The following is a 21,144-nucleotide window of genomic DNA, read 5'->3' as shown; positions in this document are numbered from 1 at the left end:
ACCGCGCTGCTTCTCTGGGCCAATTCGGATCGGTCAGGGGTGCATCCGCGCGCCCTTGAGGATCTTGTCGACCGCGTTCTTCTGGCCGTGCACCGCGAGGCCGACCAGGTCGAGGTCCCGGGTGTGCACCTTGCGCACGGCGGCGCGGTTGTCGGCGTCGTTGCCGGTCGAGAACAGGTCGGCCGTGAAGATCGACATGGCCTGGTCGCGGGTCAGCGCGCGCTGGTGGGCCTTCGTGAGCACGTCCCGGTCACCTTGCAGGACCACGACGGGCTGGCCGAACATCGGCAGGTAGGTGACGTCGTCGGCGTCGGTGTACGGCTCACCGCGCAGCTCCTGCGGGAGGCCGCTGACGAGGAAGGCGGTGACGTTCAGCGCCTGCCAGGAGGCCAGGTCGTCCCGCAGCAGCACAGCGATCTTGGTGTCGAACATGGCGTCCACCATCGCGGGTGGGGCCGCCGCCGGTCTTGTACGTTCCTGACATGAGCAGCACCGCCTGGCGCCCGGCGGTGGACGGCATCCGGGAGGTCTTCCACGCCGAGTTCACCACCCACGTCTACCCGGCGCACACGCACGACGCGTGGACGTTGTTGCTGATAGACACGGGTGCGGTGCGCTACGAGCTGGACCGGCACGAACACGGCGCGCTGGTCGACGGGGTGACGCTGCTGCCGCCGCACGTGCCGCACGACGGCCGGTCCGCGCACGAGTCGGGCTTCCGCAAACGGGTGCTGTACCTCGACGGCGACGTGCTGCCCGCCGGGCTCGTCGGCAAGTCCGTCGACACCCCGATGCTCGTCGACCCCTTGTTGCGCAGGCGGGTGGACCAGCTGCACCTGGTGCTGGACGAGCCGCTGGAGGCGCAGAGCCGGCTGGCGCTGATCACCGAGCGGATCACGCACCACTTCGCCGGGACCGCACCGCAGGTGTTCGCCGACCCGACGCTGGCCGACCGGCTGCGGGAGCTGCTCGACGCGTCGCTGCCCGCGGGTCTCACGCTGGCGGAGGCGGCGGCCGAGCTGCAGAGCAGCCCCACGCACCTGGTGCGCGCGTTCAGCCGGCGGTTCGGGTTGCCGCCGCACCGCTACCTGACCGGGCGGCGGGTCGACCTGGCCCGCCGGCACCTGCTGGAGGGGCGGCCCGCGGCCGAGGCGGCGGTGCTGGCCGGGTTCCACGACCAGTCGCACCTGACCCGGCACTTCCGGCGCGTGCTCGGTACCAGCCCGGGACGGTTCGCGCGCTGACAGAATCAGCCGGTGCACGTCGACGTCCTCGGTCCGGTGGAGGCCCGCACCGCAGCGGGCAAGGTCGCGGTGGGCGGTCCGCGGCCGCGCACCCTGCTCGCGTTGCTGGCGCTGCGGGCCGGTGAGGTCGTGCCCGTCGACCGGCTGATCGACGAGCTGTACGGCGAGGCACCGCCGTCCGACGCGGCGAACGCGTTGCAGGGCCAGGTGTCGCGGCTGCGCCGGGCGCTCGGGGCGGCCGAGCTGGTCGAGCTGCACCCGGCCGGGTACCGCCTCGCGCTCGACCCGGACACCGTTGACGCGCACCGGTTCGCGGCGCTGGCGGCGGCCGGGCAGCAGGCGCTCGACCGGGGTGACCCGCAGGCGGCGGAGGCACTGCTGGCCGACGCGCTGGCGTTGTGGCGCGGGCCCGCACTGGGCGGCACGACCGCGACCGGGCACGCCGACCGCCTTGAACGGCAACGCCGGAGCGCCGCGCACGGGTTGATCGCCGCGCGAGTCCGGTTGCACAGGGCGGACGTGCAGGAGATCCAGGACCTCGTGCGGCAGCACCCGCTGGACGAACGGCTGCGCGGTTTCCTGATGCAGGCGCTGCACCAGCAGGGCCGGTCGGCCGAGGCGTTGCAGGCCTTCGAGGACGCCCGCGCCGTGCTGGCCGAGGAGCTCGGCACCGACCCGTCCGCCGAGCTGCGCGCGATCCACGTGCAGCTGCTGCGCGGTCAGGCACCGCGGGAGCTGCCCGCCCAGCTCACCGGTTTCGTGGGCAGGCAGGCGGAGCTGGAGCGGCTCGCGGGACTGACCGAGGCCCGGCTGGTCACGCTCACCGGTCCGGGCGGGGCGGGCAAGACCCGGCTCGCGCTGCGGGCGGCGGCCGACGACGCCGTGTTCGTGGACCTGGCACCGGTGCACGACGTGGCCGCGGCGACGCTGCAGGCGTTGGGGCTCAAGGAAACCGTGCTGCCACCGGAGGAACGGCTGACGCTCGCGCTGAAGGACCGCGCGGTCCAGCTCGTCCTCGACAACTGCGAGCACGTCGTCGAGCAGGCGGCGCGGCTGGTCCAGCACCTGCTCAGCACGTGCCCGCGGCTGCGGGTCCTCGCGACCAGCCGGGAGGCGCTGGGCATCACCGGCGAGACGCTGTGCCCGGTGCCGCCGCTCGACCCCGAGCAGAGCGTGGCGCTGTTCGTCCAGCGCGCCAGGGCCGTGCGGCCGTCGTTCACCCGCGACGAGCACACCGACCGCATCTGCCGCGAGCTCGACGGCCTCCCCCTCGCCATCGAGCTGGCCGCCGCCCGCGTCCGCACCCTCAGCACCGAGGACATCGCGCGGCGGCTGGGCGACCGGTTCCGCCTGCTGTCCAAGGGGAACCGCGCCGCGGCACCCCGCCACCAGACGTTGAGCGCGGTCGTGGGGTGGAGCTGGGACCTGCTCACGCCCGACGAACGCGACCTCGCCACGGCGGTCGCGACGTTCAGCGGTGGCGCCACCCTCGACGCCGTGGAACAGGTGGGCGGGCACGACCTGGAGGTGCTGGCAGCGCTGGTGGACAAGTCGCTGGTCGAAGCCGCCGACGGCCGTTACCGCATGCTGGAGACGATCCGCGAGTTCTGCGCGCGGCACGGTCGCGCCGACGCCGGGCACGCCGCGTTCTACAGCGCACTGGCCCGCCGCGCCGACCCCGAGCTGCGCGGCCCCGGCCAGCTGCGCTGGCTCGCCGCGATGAGCGCGGAGCACGCCAACCTCCTGCAGGCGCTGACCTGGACCACCGCCCACGAGCCGGCGGCCGCTCTGCGCCTGCTCGCGGACCTGTCCTGGTACCTGTACGTGAAGGGCAGCCGCACCGAGGTCGAGCCGATCGCGCGCACCCTGCTCGGCGTGGTGCCCGAGCAGGTGAGCGAGGAGTACGCGATCCTGCTGGCACTGGCCGCACCCGAACGCGTCCGCGGTGTCCTGGAGCAGCTGCGCGGCCCGGTGCGCCAGCCGTTCGTGCTGATCGCGTGGGCCATGCTGGCCGGGCCGCCCGACCGCGACCGCCCGCGCACCCCGTTGCAGGAGGCGGTCGAGAACAGCACCGACCCGTGGGTGCGGGGCCTGATCGCGTTCAGCACCGCCTACACCGAGTGGGCGGTGAACGGCGACCGCGCCCTGGCCGTCGAACGGTCCCGGGAGGCCCTGCGCCGGTTCCAGGACCTCGGTGAGCGCTGGGGCGCGGCCCAGGTCCTCGACGTGCTCGCCACCCTGACCGACGACCCGCACGAGGCGCTGGCCCTCACCGACGAGGCCCTGCGCGCCGTCGGTGAGCTGGGTGCCACCGAGGAGCTGGCCGAGCTGCGCGGCCGCCGCGCCGACCGGTTGCTCGACCTCGACCAGGACGCCGCCGAACGCGACTACCGCGAGGCGCTGGACCTGGCGACCCGCGCGGGTCTCGCCGCGACCAGGGCACTGGCCCACGTGGGTCTCGCGGAGATCGCCCGCCGCCGGGACGACCCGGCGGAGGCGGAGCGGTTGCTGCTGGCCGCCGACCGGGAGCTCGGGTTCGGGTGGATGCACGCGAACGCCAAGCAGCAGGTGGAGGCGGCGCTCAGCGCACTCGCGCGTACTCGGGGAGCTTGATCGCGGTCGCGGCCCTGAGGTCCATGCGCGCGAACACCGGCGCCTTGCCCAGGAACCCGAACACCCGGTCGCGCACCCACATGCCGAGCCGCGTGCCCGGCGCGAGGAACGGTCCCGGGTTGCCCTGGCAGCCGCGGGCGTACGGGCCGACCAGGGCCTCGTAGCGGGCGAACGCGTCACCGCCCGCGGCCAGCTCCCCGGCCAGCACGTACGCGCTCACGACCGCGAGCCCGGTGCCCATGCCGCCCAGCGTCGAGCCGTACCCGGCGTCACCGAGCAGGGTGACCCGCCCCGAGCTGACGGCCGGCATCCGCACCTGGCTGATCGAGTCGAAGTAGACGTCGGGCGCGATCAGCTCGTCGGGCAGCAGCTCCGGCGGCACCGGCGACTTGAACAGCACCCAGCCCGGTGCGCTGAGCACCCCCGGCGCGCAGGTCAGGTCCCGGTCGTCGCCGTCGGCGGGCCAGAGGGCGAAGTAGTAGCCCTGGAACCGCGGCCGGTAGTCCGGGAAGGTGAGCCGCCGCACGCCGGAGCGCATCCCGTCCGCGCCGACGACGAAGTCGAACCGCCGCGGCCGGCCGCGGGCGAACTCCACGTCCACGCCGGCGCCGTCGTCGTGCAGCGCCGTGACCCAGTCACCGAACACGTACTCCGCGTCCGCGGCGCTCGCGTCGTGCAGCAGGCGGGACAGGTCCCCTCGGAGGACCTCGACCTCACCCGCGGTGAACGACGCGGGCAGCCGGGCGCGCTCCCGTCCGTCGACACCGCGGAACACCATGTCGCGTGGGGTCGTCGCGGCGGCGCGGACGGCGTCGAGCAGACCCATCCGCCGCAGCACGGACAGGTGCGCCTCGCCGCGGAAGTCGACGGCCTGGCCGCCGGTCCGCAGCGAGGGCGCGCGTTCGACGACCGTGGCCGAGATCCCGAAGCGGGACAACCAGAAGGCCAGTGCGGGGCCGGCCACGCCGGCCCCCGAGATCAACACGTCCATGGCCCGGCAGGCAACACCGGGCCGCTGACCGGACGCTGACCGGCTACTGCCCGTTGATCAACGTCAGCATCTGCTGGATCTGACCGGACCGCGAGTCCCGCACGCGCTGGGCGTAGGCGGTGGTCTCCGGGTTGGAGCCGTCCTTCAGCTCCGTCTGCGCCATCTCGACGGCGCCGCCCTGGTGGCCGGTCATCAGGTTGAGGTAGGCGAGGTCGAACTCCTCCTTGCTCCTGTCCTTGACCTCGGCGATGACCTTGGCGTCGAGCAGCGGCATGCCGCCGTGGGCGGCGTGCACGTTCGGGTCGCTCGACGGCTGCTCCGGCTTGCCCCAGAGCTTCAGCCAGCCCTTGAGCATCTCCAGCTCCTCGCGCTGGGTCACGTCGACCGCGCCGGCGAGCTCCTTGACCTTCGGCGCGGTGGCCATGGCCTTCGCCACCACCGCGAGGTCGATGCCCTGTTGCAGGTGGGCGACCATCATCTGCGCGAACATGACGTCCGCGTCGTTGAACCTCGCGGTGGCAGCGGGAGGTGGTGCGGTGGAGGTCGCCGCACCGTGCCCGTGGCCCTGCTGGTGTTGCTGCTGGGCCTCCGGCACGGCGGCACCTCCACCGCACCCCGCCAGCGCCAGGACCGCGACCGCGATCACCAGGCGCCTCATCGGATCAGATCTTCTCCCACAACGCGACCGCGTTCGGCGGCTCCCAGCCGGTCAGCGCGGTGTGCGCCTGCCGGCAGCGGTACGTCGAGCCGCCGTAGGTGACCTGGGCGCCCGCGGCGTAGGACGTGTTCGCGGCCCATGTGCCACCCGCGGGCGGCTGCGTGGTCGGCGGGGTCGTGGTGGGCGGGGTGGTCGTCGGCGGCTGCGTCGTCGGCGGCGTGGTGGTGGGCGGCGGGGTGCCGCCACCGTTCACGTTGACGTCGATGCAGGAGTAGAACGCGGCGCCGGTGTCGGCGATGTTCCAGATGGCGAAGATCTTCTGGCGGCCGGAGAAGCCGCTCAGGTTGATCGTGTGCCGCACCGGGTCGGCCGGAGCCGCGTTGTTGCCGTTGACGTACCCGACGCGCGAGCCGTTGATGTAGTACTCGTAGTCGCGCGTGCGGTGGCGGGCGGTGAACGTCCAGCTCACCGTCAGGCTGGTGCCGGTGCTGGTGGCCCGCCAGCCCTTGCTGTCGTCGTTGAGCTCGTCGAAGTCGCCGCGCGCTCCGTTGCAGTTCATCAGGCCCTTGGGGCCTTCAGCGCTCTGCGGCTCGTACGTGGGCGCACCGCAGGGAACGGTCTTCTGCGCACACTGCGCCGACCGGCTCGGCGGTGACGACACGTACCCGTGCGCACTGGCCGAACCGACGGGCGTGACGAGCACGATTGCGGGGACCGCGGCCATGACGAGCGCCGCTTTCCTGGTGAGTTTCATTCTTCCGAACTCCTTGGATCGTTCCCAGGCGGGGTGGACCCCCGTTGCAGGGGCGGGAACCGACGGCGTTTCTGATCGCTCGCCGATCAAGTATCGGTGTGGTCTAGACCATAAACCGACGTTTCGAAAGTGGTCAAGGAGTCACCCGGAGCGAAGTTCGACGAGTTCCGCACCAGCCGGTCCACCGGGACAACTGGTCCTGTCAGCCGAGTAAGTCGCCTCCGGACGGGGAATCCCCGCGTCATGCGTGATTTCGACCAGCCCTCCCGAGCCAGTGGCCCCGGCGTCGTCGTCGACGGACCCGCAGGTGCCCCAACGGTCCTCGTGATCGATCCAGCAGGCGAGGCCCCGCACGAGGGCATCCCCGCCACCTGGCGCCCGTTCACCGACACCCTGCGCGTGGTGTGGCTGCGCGTCCCCGCCGCACCCGAGTGGAAGTCCACAGTGGACAAGGTGCTCGCCGCCCACCACGACGACGACGCGCCGGTGCGCCTCGACGTGGTGTGCAGCGGACCCCTCGCCGCCGACGTCGTCGACCTGGTGGGCCGGCACGAGCACCTCGTGAACTCGGTCCTGCTGGTGGACCCGGAGACCGAGGTCACCGCGCCGTTCGCCCGCGTCATCGCGCGCAGCGACGACAGCGCCGACGACCGCATCCCCGCACCGCTGCCCCTCGGCCACCCCGACGTGGTGTCCGCGGTGACCGAGCAGCTCGGCCAGCGGAACTTCTGAACCGGGCAGAACGCCCCTCCGTATGCCTCGGCAGGGAACCGAGGACGGGAGGCTTCATGCGTGCGCGTCTGCTCATCGTGGTGCTGGGGCTGCTGGCACTGACGGGCTGTTCGGCGTTCGGCGGGGGCGGCTCCGGCGAACCGGCGGCCAACGAGGCGGATGCGACGTTCTCGTTGCGCATGATCCCCCACCACCGGCAGACGATCGAGATCTCGAAGCTCGCCGTCGAACGCTCCAAGGACTCCTTCGTCGTCGACGTGGCCGACCGGATCGCCGCCGCGGAGGCGGGTGAGATCGAGCAGATGTCGACCTACCTGCGCACGTGGAACATCCAGGTCCCCGGCGACGCCCCCCACGAGACGCACAAGATGGCGGGCATGATGACCGCCAAGGACGTCGAGGCGCTCAAGGCCGCGCAGGGCACCCAGTTCGACACGCTCTACCTGGCCACGTTGTCCCGCCACCTGCGCAGCGGCGTGGACATGGCGAAGGACGCCCAGGCGAAGGGCGTGCACGTGGGCTCGAAGGCGTTGGCCGGCAAGATCATCGTGTCGCAGACCGAGGTGCTGGACCAGATCGGCGCCCGGCAGAAGTCCTGACGTGGCCGCACCGGTGGCGGGTCCCTCTCGAAGGGCGGCGGACCCGCCACCGCGTCGTGCGCGGGGCGGCGGAAAACCACGGGCCCTCCCCCGTTCCCGGCAATAGCCTGACTGCATGCACCCCCATCCAGAGCCCTACGACCAGGGCCTCCTCGACGTGGGCGACGGCAACCGCGTCCACTGGGAGATCAGCGGAAACCCGGACGGCAAACCCGCCGTGGTCTTCCACGGCGGCCCCGGTGCCCCCGGGAACAGCGCCCGCTGGCGCCGCGACTTCGACCCGGAGCACTGGAAGCTCGTCATCTGGCACCAGCGCGGCTGCGGCAACAGCACCCCGCACGCCGGCGACCCCGCCACGAGCATGGAGCACAACACCACCCAGCACCTCATCGACGACGCCGAAAAGCTCCGCGAACACCTCGGCATCGACCGGTGGCTGATCATCGGCGGTTCCTGGGGCTCCACGCTGGCGCTCGCCTACGCCGAGCAGCACCCCGAGCGGGTCAGCGAGCTGGTCATCGCCGCGGTCACCACGTCCCGGCCGCAGGAGCACGCGTGGATCACCCGTGGCCTCAGCCTGTTCTTCCCCGACCACTTCGAGCGGTTCCTCGACGGCGTCCCCGAGGAGGACCGCGACGGCAACCTCGCCCTCGCCTACAACAGGCTGCTCAACTCCGACGACCCCAATACCCGCGCGAAAGCCGCCCACGACTGGAGCAAGTGGGACCTCGCCACGGTCACCGGCGGCGACAACGACTTCACCGGCACGCCCTACGAGGACCCGCTCTTCCGCTACACGACGGCACGGGTGGTCACGCACTACTGGGGCAACGAGGCGTTCCTCGAACCGGACCACGTCCTGGACAACCTCCACCGCCTGCACGGCATCCCCGGCGTGCTCATCCACGGCCGCAACGACCTCGGCGGGCCGCTGTGGACCGCGTGGGAGGTGGCGAAGAGGTGGCCGGACGCCGAGCTGGTGGTCCTCGGTGACGCCGGGCACCAGGCGAAGGAGGGCGGCAGCATGAGCGAGGCGATCGCCGCGGCCGTCGAGAAGTTCCGGTGACCGGGGACTGGCTGGACGTCGGTGACGGGCAGCGGATCCACTACGAGGTCAGCGGAAACCCGGCGGGCAAGCCCGCGGTCGTGTTCCACGGCGGTCCCGGCAGCGGGCTGAACCGGCGGTGGCGCGAGGACTTCGACCCCGGGCACTGGCTGCTGGTGCTGTGGGACCAGCGGGGCTGCGGCAAGAGCACCCCGCACGCCGGTGACCCCGCCACGAGCATGGAGCACAACACCACCCAGCACCTCATCGACGACGCCGAGAAGCTCCGCGAACACCTCGGCATCGACAAGTGGCTGATCGCCGGGGCCTCCTGGGGGTCGACGCTCGCGCTGGCGTACGCGATCCAGCACCCGCACCGGGTCAGCGAGCTCATCATCAGCGCGGTCACCACGTCCCGGCCGCAGGAGCACGCGTGGCTCACCCGCGGGGCCCGGTTGTTCTTCCCCGACCTGTTCGCGGAGTTCCAGCGCGGGGTGCCGGAGGAGGAACGGGACGGCAACCTGGCCGTCGCCTACAACAGGCTCCTCAACTCCGACGATCCCGATACCCGCGCGAAAGCCGCCCACGACTGGAACAGGTGGGACCTCGCGCTCATGGCCGGTGGTGCGACGGACTTCGCCGGCACGCGGTACGAGGACCCGCTGACGTCGTACACGCTCGCGCGGATCGTCACGCACTACTGGGGCAACGAGGCGTTCCTCGAACCGGACCACGTCCTGGACAACCTCCATCGCCTGCACGGCATCCCGGGCGTGCTCATCCACGGCCGGTACGACTTCGGCGGTCCGCCGGAGAACGCCTGGGAGGTCGCCCAGCGGTGGCCCGACGCCGAGCTCGTGTTCGTCGGCGACGCGGGCCACCAGTCCACGCGCAGCACGGACGCCGCGTTGACGGCCGCCATCGCAAAGTTCCTCCAACCCTGCTTCCGCCGGCATCTGCAAGTTGGTGGTACTTGCAGATGCCTTGCCAGCGGCGGGGGTCAGGGGGCGACGGGGCCGGAGCGGTAGAGGCCTTCGCCGGCCCACAGGATGCGGTCGCGCAGCACGGGGCCCGGCGCCGGCACGAAGTTCGCGGCGTCGTCGGTGCTGCCGGTGCCGTCGTACACGGCGCGGGCCGGATAGGGGAACACGGGACGGGTGCGGGTCACGGCACCGGAGCCGTCCCGTCCCTCCGCGACCACCTTCGCCGGTGCCGCACCGCCCTCCACCCACCGCACCAGCGCGGGGAACGGGTCGAAGTCGGTCAGCTCGTCACCGCGCGCGCAGTGGTGCAGCGAGGGCACGACGAACAGGCGGGCCCAGTCCTGCGTCCGGCCGCCGGTCAGCCGCTGCCAGTAGTCCAGCGTGCCCTGCACCGGGATGCCGGGGTCTGCGGCACCGTGCCAGACGACCAGCTTGCCGCCCGCACGCCGGAACTCCCGCAGGTCCAGCGACATCGCGTTCGCCTTCACCGCCTCCCGTGCCACGCGGTGCAGCTCGCGCACGGTGAACTCGAACGAGTCCACAGAGGAGTGTGGCTGTCCGATGGGGTAGACGAGGTTCTTCAGCGCGTCGTCGGCGAGCTGACCGGAGATCGAGTGGCCGTCGACCGGGTTGGTCCAGTACTTCCAGCCCAGCTCCGAGCCGTAGGACTGACCACCGGGGTAGAGCCGGACACCGCCGTCGGACGGGCCCGCGTAGAGCCGGCGGGTGCGGGCGATCTCGTCGTCGGTCAGCTGACCGGCGAGCACGGCCGGGTCGAAGCGGCACAGCCGCGGCTCGTCGAGCTGGCCGTCCACCAGCCCGTCGAGACCGTCGCACGCGCGCAGCACGGCGGCGTGCAGCAGGTCGATCTTGTCGTTCGGGATGGCGTTGCGGGTGATCCACGCCTGGTAGCCCACGAGCGCCCCGAAGTAACCGGCCGGCGAGCCGGCGACGATGCCGTCGAAGTCGTGCGGGTAGCGCTGGGCGAGCTGCAACGCCTGGCGGCCGCCGTTCGAGCAGCCGGTGAAGTACGACTTCGCCGGTGCGACGCCGTAGAAGCTCCGCACGAGCACCTTCGACACCCGTGCCAGCACGTGCGGTGCGCGGAAGAAGAAGTCGTCGCGCGCCTGCTGGTCCGACCGCGCCCACGTCGTGTCCGTGGGGTCCTCCGGCGGCGTCCGGTGGCCCGCGTCGGTGGTCGCGACCGCCGCGTCGCCGAACGCCGGACCGCACTGGGGGAACTTCGCCGGCTCCAGGAACCCGCAGAACCCGCCGCACCCGTACTGGACGTACCGGCCGCGGTAGGTCCGGGTGGGCAGCTTCAGCTGGAACCGGACGTCCGGTTCGATCGTGCCCCGCACGTCGCAGAACTCCGGCACCCTGCCCGCGGCCGGCACGACCACGGCCGACTCGACCCGCGTCCGCGCGTCCGGCACCGGGTACGAGCGCACCAGCGCCGCGCACGACCGCACCGGCCGGGTCGGTCCGCCCGACGACGAGGCGGCGGGCATCGTTCCCGCCACGACCGTGAGCACGGCGACGAGTGCCGCCAGCGACTTGCGGACCATGCGATCTTCCCCCTGGTTCGAACCAGGTGAAGTCTCGCACCTGTCCGGTGTGGTTCCGGAGGTGTTGGGCAGGATCCGGCTCGGCCGAACGGATGATCTCGCGCACGAACCGCCGCGGGTCAGGGCCGGAAGTCGGCGGGGAAGCCGGCCTCCTGCACGGACAGACCGGAGGGGCGCAGCGTTCCGATGCTGCCCTGCGTGTGCAGGTCGAGGAACATGTCCACGACGTCCGGGTCGAACTGTTCGCCGCGCCCTGCCCAGAGTTCCCGCCGCGCACGGTTCTCGTCCAGCGCGGTCTGGTGTGGACGGTTCGACCGCATTGCGGCCCAGGCGACGCACACCGAGAGGATGCGCGCCTCGGCCCGGATGTCCGCGCCCTTCAGGCCGTCGGGGTAGCCGGTGCCGTCGTAGCGCTCGTGCTGCTGGCGAATCACGTGCGCGACGCCCGCGAACCCCGGCACCATCCGCGCGAGCCGGTAGCCGAAGTCCGGGTGCTGGCGCAGCAGCCGCCACTCCTCCTCCGACAACGCGCCCGGCTTGGTCAGCACGACCTCCGGAATGATGATCTTGCCGATGTCGTGCAGCCGGCCGGCCAGCTGGGCGACCCTGGTCGTGGGTGCGTCGAGGCCGAACTCCCCGGCGGCCACCCCGGCCCAGCGCGACACGGACCGGCTGTGGTCGTAGCGGTGCAGCCAGCCGTCCACGCGGTCGGCGACCTGGCAGAGGAACTCCGCCATCGCGCCGTCGGTGTCCGGGTCGACGGCGGGCAGCGGCTCGGGGCCGACCGCGATCCGGTTGCGGCCTGCGGCCTTCGCCGCGTACAGCGCGCGGTCGGCGATCACCACGATGTCGTCGGGGCCGTCGCCGTGCGTCGGGAAGCTCGCCGAGCCCACCGACACCGTGACCGACAGCGGGATGTCGTCGTTGCCCGCGTTGACCGGGATGGGTTTCTCCGCAACGCGTTCGCGCAGCCGGTTCGCGATCACCGAGAGCCGGTTGGGGCCCGCGTCCGGGACGAGCAGGGCGAACTCCTCACCGCCGTAGCGCGCGAGCACCTCCCCCGACCTCGACGCCGCGCGCAACCGGGCGGCGACCTCCATCAGCACGTCGTCACCGGCCGGGTGGCCGTAGTTGTCGTTGATCGACTTGAACCGGTCGACGTCGATGATGAACACCGCGACCGACCCGTCGTTGCGACGTGCCCGCGAGATCTCCAGCGGCAGCTGCGCCTCGAAGAACCGGCGGGTGTGCAGGCCGGTGAGGCTGTCGGTGATCGCGAGCTTGCGCTGGTCGGCGACCAGGCCCGCGAGCCGCGCGATGATCAGCAGCGACAGCAGCGCGCTGCCCGCCGCGATCACCACCACGTCCTGCGACGACTCGCCGACGTCGTGCACCAGCATCAGCACCGGCGCGGCCAGCGCGGCCGACGACAGCGCGATGATCCGGCCGCGGCTCAGGCCGACGTCCTTCATGTGCGCGCGGTCCACGAGCCGCGCCATCGTCGGGTGCAGAGCGGCGGCACCGATGCACAGGTTCGCCGAGAGCCAGATGGCGTCGAGGAAGTTGCCCGCGTGGTAGCTGCCGTCGAGGCGTTGCAGCACGTAGATCGTGTCCGCGGTGAGGATGCCCAGCAGGTTCGCCGTCAGCAGCACGAACGCGCGCGGCCGCGGTCCGGCACCGAAGATCAGCCGCAGGGCCACGACGAACAGCGCGAGGTCCATCATCGGGTAGCCGAGCGAGGCGAGCTTGACCAGCGCCGGCGAGGTGAGCCGGGCCTGCGGGCCGATGACGTAGAGCCAGGACGCCATGCCGGCCACCACGGCGAGCACGGCGGCGTCGAGCAGGCTCGGCAGGTCCAGCCCCGGTGTGCGGCGGCGGATCAGCATGATCACGCCGGCCACCATCAGCGGGTAGTGGCCCAGGTAGAGGACGTCCGCGTACGACGGGTAGAGCGTGTACCGGAAGATGTAGTGCGAGGCGTAGAACGTGAGGTCGGCCAGCGCGTAGACGACCTGGCTCAGTGCGAGGAGCACCCACGGGCGCCGCCACTGCGGCCGGTTGCGGCGGACGCCGGCGAACATGGCGATCGCGGCCGAGGCGGAGATCGTGCAGTACAGCACCACGCGCACCGTCTGCCCCGTTGTGCCAGCCGGGCTCACCGGGATGAGGTAGTAGACCCCCAGCAGCAGGTGACCTGCCACCAGGTACATCCACCACGCTCCGGTCCGGCCGGCACGGAAGATGGTCACACGAGACCCCTCGTTCTGCGACTTGGTCGGGCCAGGTGATGATGCCCGACTCCTCATGACCGCGGCACCGCCGTTACTCCGATGAGGTGACCAACCAATACGAGTCCGACGTTACCGCAAATCACTGTTCTGTTTTCCGCGCGAATGAAATCCCAGCACCGTCGCGGCAGCCGGCGAGCCGGCTCACCCAATCCGCCCCACGAGTTCGTCCGACAGCGTGACGACGGCGGTTCCGGTCCGTCGCCGGTTCCCGCCCACGGGTGGACCGCGCCGATTTTCGCACGACTTTTGGCTGCTCGGCGGGGATTCGGGCACCTTTCCCCGTTCGACCACGCGCTGTGCCCGTGCCCTCCACCTGTTGGCGGACACCCGAGGGGCGCAACGGGGGTCTCCCGCGCCCGGTGCCGTCACGACTTTCCACCTGACTTGACGCACGGCGTTTCGCGCGAGTTCCGGAACCTTCGTCGTTGACCGTTGCTGGGTTTTGAAATCCGGTTACCGCGGCAGTAGCGCGATATCGTTATCGGGGCAGCCCTTCACCTGCACGGCTCCGGGTTTCTGCCTCTTCGGCCAGTGCGTGCGGGGAGCGGCGCGCAACAGTGCTATGGACGCACCGGGCAGCGGTGCCGCGGGAGCTGCCCAAGGCGCCGTCGAGGTGCTGACAAGGCGTGGAGCCGGGACTACGGTCGGCGGCCATGAGGCTACTGCTCGCCGTCCTGATGATGGTCGTCCTCGCCCCCGCCACCGCACACGCGGCACCGCCGACCGCGCGCTGCGAGTTCATCCCCACGCCGGAGAACCCGGCCGCCCGCCCGGTGCAGCCACCGCCGTCGACGGTCCCGGCCCGCGGCACCGTGAAGGTCACCATCGTGACGAACTACGGCGTCGTGGTCGCGAAGCTGGACCGCGCCACCGCGCCGTGCGGGGTGGCGAACTTCGCGCACCTGGCGCGGAGCTGGTTCTACACGATGACGCAGTGCTGGCGGCTGACGGACACCGCGCGGCTGGGCGTGCTGCAGTGCGGTGACATCCACCGGGCGGAGGAGGGCGGTCCCGGCTACCGGTTCGCCGACGAGGTCAGCGGTGCGGAGACCTACCCGCGCGGCACCATCGCGTACGGCAACCAGGGGCCGGGCACCAACGGCAGCGAGTTCTTCGTCGTGCACTCGTTCGCGAACATCAAGCCGGTCTACACGGTGCTGGGCCACGTCGTGTCCGGCATGGACACCCTGGACCGGATCGTGGCGGCCGGGATCGTGCCGCAGCCGGACGGAACGCTCGACGGCGCACCGAAGAAGCCGGTGCGGATCATCCACGTGGCCGCCTGACCGCGTTTCGCGATCGGGGTCAACGGTCAACCTCGTTCCCCTGCCTGTGATCCCGGTCGCCCCGCGGACCGAAAATCCCTGCTGGGCCCGTTCGCTCGACTGAACGGCGGTTGTACCGATCAGTAACGTCCGATTGGTACAACCATTCGCCCAGCAACGGAGGAGCCGCGGAGTGCTCACCGAGTTCGACCGCACCGGTGACGCGTTCCGCACCGCCGCGCAGACGTTGGACTACCGCCGTTTCCTAATGATCGTCGAGGACGAGCTCGGCTACTCCGGCGCACTGCAGCTCGTGCTCGACGAGTCCGCGTCAGGCGAGAAACTGGTGGTGCGCCTGGAAGAGGGCCGCGCACCCGACCCGGCCACGAGCCGGCGCACCCTGCTCGCCCGCTACGCAGAGGTGGCGGCCGCCGTGGAACAGGACCGCCCGCTCACCGTGCGCGTGGAGAACGTCGGCCTGGCCGACTTCACCCGCACCCGCGGCAAACTCGTCGCGGTCGTCGACCGGCGCGGATGATCCCACCTCTGGTCTAGGGTGTCGTGGTGCGAAAGATCCTGGTCATCGGCATCGGCGCGGGCAACCCCGACCACCTCACCCTGCAGGCCGTGAAGGCCCTGCGGACGGTCGACGTGTTCTTCGTGCTCGACAAGGGCGCCGTCAAACAGGAGCTGGTCGACCTCCGCCAGTCCATTGTGGCCGAACACGCGACGGGCCCCTACCGCGTCCTCGAAGGCCGCGACCCCGACCGCGACCGCACCCCCGACAACTACGTGCAGACGATCGAGGCCTGGCGCCGCGACCGCGCCGACGTCTGCGCAGCCCTCCTCGACCAGCTCGGCGACGACGAGGTCGGCGCGTTCCTGGTGTGGGGCGACCCCTCCCTGTACGACTCGACCCTCGCGATCCTCGACGACCTCCTGGCCCGCGGCCTGGAGTTCACCGTCGAGGTCGTCCCCGGCGTCACCTCCGTGGCCGCGCTGACCGCCGGCCACCGCGTGGCGCTGAACCAGGTCGGCCGCCCCGTGCAGATCACCACCGGCCGCCGCCTGTCCGAGGGTTGGCCCGCCGACGTCGACGACGTGGCCGTGATGCTGGACGCGAAGTACTCCTTCGAGGGCGTCGACCCCGACACGTGGATCTACTGGGGGGCGTACCTGGGGATGCCCGACGAGGTCCTGGTGTCCGGGCGGGTCGGGGACGTGGCCGCCGAGATCCGCGCGGTGCGGGAGGAAGCCCGTGCGCGCAAGGGGTGGATCATGGACACCTACCTGCTGCGCAGGGGCTAGCCGGCGATCAGCTTCGCGACCGCCCGCTCGACCAGCTCCCTGCTCGCCACCGGCGTCGAGAACGCCAGGATCGACATGTGCACGGTCAGCGCGAGCAGCTCCTCGGCCTCGAACTCCCCCGGCAGCACCCCGCGCTCCTGCGCCTCGGCGATCGCCGCCACCTTGGCCACGTGCGCCTCTCCCTCCGCCCGGGAGATCGCCTCGAACCCGTTCTCCAGCCGGTGGTACCCGGCGAGGCTGAGCAGCTCGGGCTGACGCGCGTACGTCTCGAACAACCGCCCCGCGTACCCCGGCAGGTCGTCCGGCGTGATGGGGACGGCCTCGACCACGGCCGCGATCTGGATCTTCAGGACCTCCTCGAACAGGTCCTCCTTGCTGCCGAAGTAGGCGTAGATCATCGCCTTGTTGCACCCGGCACCGGCGGCGATGCGGTCGACGCGCGCGCCGGCGATGCCGTGCGCCGCGAACTCGGTCAGCGCCGCCGCCAGCAGCTTCGCCTTGGTTGCTTCCCTGTCCCTCACCACGGACCGATTCTAACCAACCAGTTGGTTGACAGTCGACCGCGACCGTGGTTGCCTGGAGTTAACAACCAACCGGTTAGTTAGGAGCGCGGACATGAAGGTCGCACTGGTCACGGGCGCGTCGTCGGGCATCGGCGAGGCGACGGCGCTGGCATTGCACGAGGCGGGCTACGCGGTTTACGCCGCGGCACGACGGGTCGAGCGGATGGACGGGCTTGCCGAGCGCGGCATCGAGGTGGTGCGGATGGACGTCACCGAGGACGCGTCGATGGTCGCCGGGGTCGAGCGGGTGGTCGCGGAGACCGGGCGGATCGACCTGCTCGTCAACAACGCCGGCTACGGGTCGTACGGGGCGTTCGAGGACGTGCCGCTCGCCGAGGGGCGGTACCAGTTCGAGGTCAACGTGTTCGGGCTGGCGCGGTTGGTGCAGCTGGTCGTGCCGCACATGCGGGAGGCGGGCAGCGGGCGGATCGTGAACGTGTCGTCGATCGGCGGGCGGATCTACGAGCCACTGGGCGGGTGGTACCACTCGACGAAGTTCGCGGTGGAGGGGTTGAGCGACTCGCTGCGGCTGGAGCTCAAGCCGTTCGGGATCGACGTCGTGGTGATCCAGCCGGGTGCGATCAAGACCGAGTGGGGCGGCATCGCGGTGGACAACCTCCGCAGGACGTCCGGGCAGGGGGCCTACCGCAAGCAGGCCGAGGCGCTCGCGGCGTTCTTCTCACAGGTCGAACGCGGGTCGGAACCGGAGGTGATCGCGGACGTCATCGTCAGGGCCGCTCGGGCGCGCAGGCCCAGGACCCGGTACGCGGCGGGGTTCGGTGCGCGGCCGATCCTGTTCGCCCGCAGGGTGTTGCCCGACCGGGCGTTCGACGCGCTCTTCCTCGGTGCGCTCAACCGGGCCGCCGCCTGATCGCAGCAGGTACCTTCGGTTCAGACCGGAGGGAGCGGTGTGCGCGGGGGTTTGTCGGCGGAGGCCGAACGGCTGTACCTGGCGTTGTTGCGCGGCGGCAGGGCGGATCCCGGTGCGGCGCTGGAGGAGCTCGAACGGCTCGGGCTCACCCGCGGTGGGCACGTGCGGCCGCCGCGGTCGGCGTTGACGGCGATCGCCTCCGAGCACGAGGTCGCCGCCCAGCGGGCCAGGGAGACCGCGGAGGTGCTGGCGCGGGCCTACGCCGGGCGGGGCGGGCTGGACGCGGACTTCGTCGAGGTGCTCAGGGACGCGGACGAGGTGATCACCGCGTTCGAGGAGATGCAGAGCCAGGCCAAGACCGAGGTGCGGGCGCTCGACCCCGGTTCGTACCTGAGCCCGCAGCCGGAGGCGAGTCCCGCGCAGCCGCCGGCGCTGGCCCGCGGGGTCTCCTACCGGGTGGTCTACGACTCGTCGCTCTTGCAGGACCCGCAGGGGTTCGCGTCGGTGCAGGAGAGCATCGCGGTCGGCGAGCAGGCGCGGGCGTTCCCCGGGGTGCCGTTGAAGCTCGTCGTGGCGGACTCGGACCGGGCGTTGATCGCCGTGCCGACGGTGACGGGCGCGAACGTCGTCGCCCTGCTCATTCACCCGTCCGTGCTGCTGAGCGCGCTGATCGAGCTGTTCGAGGCGTTCTGGCGGATGGGCGTGCCGATCACGGCCGGCGGGCAGGACAGCGTCGGTGGCGAGCCGACGCTGGCGACGCACCGGTTGTTGTCACTGCTCAGCGCGGGCCTGACGGACGAGTCGATCGCGCGGGAGCTCGGCGTCAGCGACCGGACGGTGCACCGGCGCGTGAGCCGGCTTCAGCAGTTGCTGGGGGCGCAGACGCGGTTCCAGCTCGGGGTGCAGGCGTCACGGCGCGGCTGGCTTTGATCACAACGGGTTAGCGTGCGGCAGTCGTTCATCACTCTGTGGCACTCTTTGGTGACGGATTCCAGACATGGCGACTTTCTGCCATCACCCAGACGTGTTAAACGGCGTTGAAAACCTTTCTCCTCCTCTGAAGGCACGGGCTCATCAGGCCGTGCGGGGGCAGGAAGGGATCGACAGTGACGAAGACTCTCAGAGTCGCGTTGGCCGGGGCGCTCGCCGTCTCGAGCCTCGCGCTCTCACCGGGGGCGCAGGCCGCACCGAAGGCGGACCCGGACACGGCGGCGCTCGCGGGCGCGCTGACCACCCAGACGATCAAGTGGGAGGAGTGCACCTTCCCCGGCGTCGCGGAGGAGACGGTCGCGCGGTTCAAGACCGTCAAGGGGCTCGCGTGCGCCACGGTCAAGGTGCCGCGCGACTGGCACAACCCGCAGGACGGCAACACGATCGACCTGAGGGTCTCGAAGACCGAGACCGCCTACAAGGGCACCGCCCGCCAGGGCATCGCGCTGGTCAACCCCGGTGGCCCCGGCGGCTCCGGCCTGCCGTGGGGTGCGGCGATGGCCCTGCGCGCGCCGGTTCTGGCGAGCCAGTACGACTTCATCGGGTTCGACCCGCGCGGCGTCGGCCTGTCCACGCCGCTCAAGTGCTCCTACACGGTCCCGAGCTCGACCGACGAGGACGTGCTGAACCGCGCGAAGGTCGCCGGCTGCCTGGAGAACCCGCTCACGCAGTTCATCACCACCGAGCAGACCGCGTACGACATGGACTTCATCCGGGTGCTGCTCGGGGAGAAGAAGACCTCGTACATCGGCTACTCCTACGGCACGTGGCTGGGCACCTGGTACGCCACGGTGTTCCCGGGCAAGGTGCACCGCTTCCTGCTCGACTCGGCCGTCGACGCCTCGCAGACCACGCTCGAGAAGACGTGGGACCTGCAGCCGCGCAGCCGTGACCGGCAGTTCCAGGAGGCGCTGCTGCCGTACGTGGCGCGCAACAACGCGATCTACGAGGCGGGCACCGACCCGTTCGAGATCCGCAAGAACTGGGAGAAGGCGGGCGGCACGCGCGACTTCCTCGGCCAGCTGTTCACCGCCTGGTTCATCATCCCGGCGATGTACGACACCAGCCAGTACGAGGTCGCGGCCTCCGCGGTGGCGACCGTGGCCGGCACGGTGACCGAGGGCACCACCGCCCAGCGCGTCGAGGCGCTCGTCGCGAAGATGCTGGCGCGTCCGGGTCTGTCGCCGGAGAACGCCGAGTTCATCGCGAAGGCCAAGGCGAACGCGCTCGCGGCCATCGAGAAGAAGGAGCGCGTCGCGGTCAAGTCCACGACGGCCGCCGCCGAGGTCGAGACCTGGGACGCGACGTTCGAGGCGATCCGCTGCCAGGACGGCCAGTGGAACCAGAACCTGCAGTACTGGAACTACTGGAAGGCCGACCTGACCGTGAACGCGCCGTTCATCGCGCCGTTCATGAGCACGCCGCTGTGCGCGTACTGGCAGACCAAGAACTCGAAGCCCGCGCCGGACAAGAAGACCTTCCCGCGCGTGCTGCTGGCGCAGAGCGAGCTGGACGCGGCGACGCCGTACGAGGGTGGCGTGTCCACCACGAAGGCGCTGCCGGGCGCGAAGCTGATCAGCGTCGACAACGAGGGCTCGCACGGCCTGTTCCCGTACAACACGGACTGCGTCGACGACCCGATCACGTTCTACTTCCAGACCGGTGCCACGCCGCGCAAGCAGTTCACGGGCTGCCAGGCGCTGCCGCTGCCGGGGGAGACCGAGACGTTCCAGGTGGGCGGCACGCTCTCCAACGGCAAGGTGAAGATCAAGATGATCACGCCGGCCGTGAAGAAGGCCAACAAGATCGTGAAGGACCTGCTGAGCTCGTCGTCCACCGCGCAGGCGGACGAGTCGGGCATGCCGTCGAACCTCTGACGGTCTGAGCTGCGGTCGTGGCCCCCGGGAAAGCTTCCCGGGGGCCACTTCTGCTTTGCGATGCTTGGTTCTCGGCGCTTGCTTTCTAGCGCTGCCACCACTTCTTGCGGACGACGTCGACGATGACGCACGAGATGTTGTCCGGGCCGCCGTTGCCGTTGGCCAGCGCGACGAGCTGCCAGGCGGCCTCCGTGCCGTCCTCTGTGGACTGCAGGATCTCGTGCACGTCGCCCAGGTCGGTGTAGTCGGTGAGACCGTCGCTGCACAGCAGGTAGCGGTCGTCGAGGTGCGCCTGGTGCCAGGACAGGTCCGGGTCGTGCGAGTTGCCGGACTGCAGCGCCCGCAGCACGAACGCGCGGCGCGGGTGCCCGGCGGCCTCCTCCGGCGTCAGCCGGCCGGCGTCGACGAGGGCCTGCACCATGGTGTGGTCGTGGGAGAGCTGGCGCAGCTCGCCCTCCCTCAGCACGTACGCGCGGGAGTCGCCGATGTGGGCCAGCTGGAACGCCAAGCCCTCCCAGCGGATCGCCGTCAGCGTGGTGCCGGTGCCCTGCGGGGCCTCCTCGTCGAGCCGGCGCGCGATCTCGCTGACGGCCGGGCCGAGGTCGCCCTGCCAGTGCGCCAGAACGTCCACCGCGATTGCACTGGCGAGCTCGCCGTGCTCGTGGCCGCCCATCCCGTCGGCCACCGCCTGCAGGTCCGCGCGGACGTACACCGAGTCCTCGTTCTGCTCACGGACCAACCCCGGATCGGTGGCCACGGCGATGCGCAGCTCGTGTGTCATGCCACCAGTAG

The 21,144-nt window shown here is 71.2% G+C and carries 20 protein-coding genes; 12 read left to right on the top strand and 8 right to left on the bottom strand.

The features are described 5' to 3' along the window. Positions 1 to 33: 33 nt before the first annotated feature. Positions 34 to 432 carry a DUF2000 family protein gene (locus ACZ7CD_RS24050; protein WP_470375141.1) on the bottom strand — a complete coding sequence of 133 codons (399 nt, stop codon included), beginning with the start codon at positions 430 to 432 and terminating at the stop codon, positions 34 to 36. Between the two features lie 50 nt (positions 433 to 482). Here ACZ7CD_RS24050 and ACZ7CD_RS24045 point away from each other — a divergent pair, with 50 nt between their 5' ends. Then, a complete protein-coding gene (locus ACZ7CD_RS24045; protein WP_470370228.1) occupies positions 483 to 1,244 on the top strand; it encodes an AraC family transcriptional regulator in 762 nt (253 codons plus the stop codon). A gap of 12 nt (positions 1,245 to 1,256) precedes the next feature. Further along, entirely contained in the window at positions 1,257 to 3,857 is a 2,601-nt protein-coding gene (locus tag ACZ7CD_RS24040; protein WP_470379703.1) for an AfsR/SARP family transcriptional regulator, read from the top strand. Here the strand turns inward: ACZ7CD_RS24040 and ACZ7CD_RS24035 are convergent. The 3 genes from ACZ7CD_RS24035 to ACZ7CD_RS24025 are packed head-to-tail and all read right to left on the bottom strand — an operon-like array spanning position 3,826 to position 6,260. Then, positions 3,826 to 4,848 (bottom strand): FAD-dependent monooxygenase, encoded by a 1,023-nt coding sequence (locus tag ACZ7CD_RS24035; protein ID WP_458430441.1) that lies wholly within the window; start codon positions 4,846 to 4,848, stop codon positions 3,826 to 3,828. The two genes, ACZ7CD_RS24040 and ACZ7CD_RS24035, sit on opposite strands and share 32 nt — an antisense overlap. Positions 4,849 to 4,891: 43 nt before the next feature. Next, positions 4,892 to 5,506: a DUF305 domain-containing protein gene (locus ACZ7CD_RS24030; protein ID WP_360395391.1), complete on the bottom strand. Its 615-nt coding sequence runs from the start codon at positions 5,504 to 5,506 to the stop codon at positions 4,892 to 4,894. Positions 5,507 to 5,510: 4 nt separating this feature from the next. Beyond that, positions 5,511 to 6,260 (bottom strand): lytic polysaccharide monooxygenase, encoded by a 750-nt coding sequence (locus ACZ7CD_RS24025; protein WP_360395389.1) that lies wholly within the window; start codon positions 6,258 to 6,260, stop codon positions 5,511 to 5,513. Positions 6,261 to 6,584: 324 nt separating this feature from the next. Between ACZ7CD_RS24025 and ACZ7CD_RS24020 the strand changes: the two genes are divergently transcribed. From ACZ7CD_RS24020 to pip (ACZ7CD_RS24005), 4 genes are all read left to right on the top strand, one after another. Beyond that, complete coding sequence (locus ACZ7CD_RS24020) at positions 6,585 to 6,992, top strand: hypothetical protein (RefSeq protein ID WP_360395387.1); 408 nt, start codon at positions 6,585 to 6,587, stop codon at positions 6,990 to 6,992. A gap of 56 nt (positions 6,993 to 7,048) precedes the next feature. Next, complete coding sequence (locus tag ACZ7CD_RS24015) at positions 7,049 to 7,591, top strand: DUF305 domain-containing protein (RefSeq protein WP_470379702.1); 543 nt, start codon at positions 7,049 to 7,051, stop codon at positions 7,589 to 7,591. A 115-nt stretch (positions 7,592 to 7,706) separates the two neighbouring features. Continuing rightward, a complete protein-coding gene (pip, locus tag ACZ7CD_RS24010; RefSeq protein WP_470379701.1) occupies positions 7,707 to 8,657 on the top strand; it encodes a prolyl aminopeptidase in 951 nt (316 codons plus the stop codon). Further along, complete coding sequence (gene pip / locus ACZ7CD_RS24005) at positions 8,654 to 9,664, top strand: prolyl aminopeptidase (protein WP_470379700.1); 1,011 nt, start codon at positions 8,654 to 8,656, stop codon at positions 9,662 to 9,664. Before pip (ACZ7CD_RS24010) ends, pip (ACZ7CD_RS24005) begins: the two co-directional genes overlap by 4 nt. Here pip (ACZ7CD_RS24005) and ACZ7CD_RS24000 read toward each other — a convergent pair. Beyond that, positions 9,637 to 11,187 carry a tannase/feruloyl esterase family alpha/beta hydrolase gene (locus ACZ7CD_RS24000; protein WP_470379699.1) on the bottom strand — a complete coding sequence of 517 codons (1,551 nt, stop codon included), beginning with the start codon at positions 11,185 to 11,187 and terminating at the stop codon, positions 9,637 to 9,639. The genes pip (ACZ7CD_RS24005) and ACZ7CD_RS24000 overlap by 28 nt on opposite strands. A 119-nt stretch (positions 11,188 to 11,306) precedes the next feature. Continuing rightward, a complete protein-coding gene (locus ACZ7CD_RS23995) occupies positions 11,307 to 13,436 on the bottom strand; it encodes a diguanylate cyclase (protein ID WP_360395378.1) in 2,130 nt (709 codons plus the stop codon). Positions 13,437 to 14,131: 695 nt separating this feature from the next. Between ACZ7CD_RS23995 and ACZ7CD_RS23990 the strand changes: the two genes are divergently transcribed. From ACZ7CD_RS23990 to cobF, 3 genes are all read left to right on the top strand, one after another. Beyond that, complete coding sequence (locus ACZ7CD_RS23990; protein WP_470375134.1) at positions 14,132 to 14,764, top strand: peptidylprolyl isomerase; 633 nt, start codon at positions 14,132 to 14,134, stop codon at positions 14,762 to 14,764. A 172-nt stretch (positions 14,765 to 14,936) separates the two neighbouring features. After that, positions 14,937 to 15,281: a hypothetical protein gene (locus ACZ7CD_RS23985; RefSeq protein ID WP_360395374.1), complete on the top strand. Its 345-nt coding sequence runs from the start codon at positions 14,937 to 14,939 to the stop codon at positions 15,279 to 15,281. 26 nt (positions 15,282 to 15,307) lie between these two features. Then, positions 15,308 to 16,051, top strand: coding sequence for a precorrin-6A synthase (deacetylating) (gene cobF, locus ACZ7CD_RS23980; RefSeq protein ID WP_360395372.1), 744 nt, complete (start codon positions 15,308 to 15,310; stop codon positions 16,049 to 16,051). On the opposite strand, the gene ACZ7CD_RS23975 is transcribed toward cobF, so the two are convergent. Next, positions 16,048 to 16,575 carry a TetR/AcrR family transcriptional regulator gene (locus ACZ7CD_RS23975; RefSeq protein WP_470375133.1) on the bottom strand — a complete coding sequence of 176 codons (528 nt, stop codon included), beginning with the start codon at positions 16,573 to 16,575 and terminating at the stop codon, positions 16,048 to 16,050. The genes cobF and ACZ7CD_RS23975 overlap by 4 nt on opposite strands. Before the next feature lie 91 nt (positions 16,576 to 16,666). Between ACZ7CD_RS23975 and ACZ7CD_RS23970 the strand changes: the two genes are divergently transcribed. From ACZ7CD_RS23970 to ACZ7CD_RS23960, 3 genes are all read left to right on the top strand, one after another. Further along, positions 16,667 to 17,485, top strand: a complete 819-nt coding sequence (locus ACZ7CD_RS23970) for an oxidoreductase (RefSeq protein WP_360395368.1) — start codon at positions 16,667 to 16,669, stop codon at positions 17,483 to 17,485. Positions 17,486 to 17,524: 39 nt separating this feature from the next. Then, positions 17,525 to 18,415, top strand: coding sequence for a helix-turn-helix transcriptional regulator (locus tag ACZ7CD_RS23965; protein ID WP_470379698.1), 891 nt, complete (start codon positions 17,525 to 17,527; stop codon positions 18,413 to 18,415). A gap of 176 nt (positions 18,416 to 18,591) precedes the next feature. Next, the gene (locus tag ACZ7CD_RS23960; RefSeq protein WP_360395364.1) at positions 18,592 to 20,352 is read left to right on the top strand and encodes an alpha/beta hydrolase; all 1,761 of its coding nucleotides are present in this window, start codon (positions 18,592 to 18,594) and stop codon (positions 20,350 to 20,352) included. A gap of 85 nt (positions 20,353 to 20,437) precedes the next feature. Here ACZ7CD_RS23960 and ACZ7CD_RS23955 read toward each other — a convergent pair whose 3' ends face one another. Then, positions 20,438 to 21,133 carry a PP2C family protein-serine/threonine phosphatase gene (locus ACZ7CD_RS23955; RefSeq protein WP_360395362.1) on the bottom strand — a complete coding sequence of 232 codons (696 nt, stop codon included), beginning with the start codon at positions 21,131 to 21,133 and terminating at the stop codon, positions 20,438 to 20,440. Positions 21,134 to 21,144 lie beyond the last annotated feature (11 nt).

The sequence above is a fragment of the Lentzea sp. NPDC036949 genome (assembly GCF_055608075.1).
The sequence above is the reverse complement of the archived record's forward strand: the minus strand, read 5'-3'. Positions and strand labels throughout refer to the sequence as shown.

Excerpts from the sequence above, each read along its gene's own strand:
- ACZ7CD_RS24050 (WP_470375141.1), bottom strand. The coding sequence starts at position 432 with ATGTTCGACACCAAGATCGCTGTGCTGCTGCGGGACGACCTGGCCTCC.
- ACZ7CD_RS24045 (WP_470370228.1), top strand. The coding sequence starts at position 483 with ATGAGCAGCACCGCCTGGCGCCCGGCGGTGGACGGCATCCGGGAGGTC.
- ACZ7CD_RS24035 (WP_458430441.1), bottom strand. The coding sequence starts at position 4,848 with ATGGACGTGTTGATCTCGGGGGCCGGCGTGGCCGGCCCCGCACTGGCC.
- ACZ7CD_RS24030 (WP_360395391.1), bottom strand. The coding sequence starts at position 5,506 with ATGAGGCGCCTGGTGATCGCGGTCGCGGTCCTGGCGCTGGCGGGGTGC.
- ACZ7CD_RS24025 (WP_360395389.1), bottom strand. The coding sequence starts at position 6,260 with ATGAAACTCACCAGGAAAGCGGCGCTCGTCATGGCCGCGGTCCCCGCA.
- ACZ7CD_RS24015 (WP_470379702.1), top strand. The coding sequence starts at position 7,049 with ATGCGTGCGCGTCTGCTCATCGTGGTGCTGGGGCTGCTGGCACTGACG.
- pip (WP_470379701.1), top strand. The coding sequence starts at position 7,707 with ATGCACCCCCATCCAGAGCCCTACGACCAGGGCCTCCTCGACGTGGGC.
- ACZ7CD_RS24000 (WP_470379699.1), bottom strand. The coding sequence starts at position 11,187 with ATGGTCCGCAAGTCGCTGGCGGCACTCGTCGCCGTGCTCACGGTCGTG.
- ACZ7CD_RS23990 (WP_470375134.1), top strand. The coding sequence starts at position 14,132 with ATGAGGCTACTGCTCGCCGTCCTGATGATGGTCGTCCTCGCCCCCGCC.
- ACZ7CD_RS23970 (WP_360395368.1), top strand. The coding sequence starts at position 16,667 with ATGAAGGTCGCACTGGTCACGGGCGCGTCGTCGGGCATCGGCGAGGCG.
- ACZ7CD_RS23955 (WP_360395362.1), bottom strand. The coding sequence starts at position 21,133 with ATGACACACGAGCTGCGCATCGCCGTGGCCACCGATCCGGGGTTGGTC.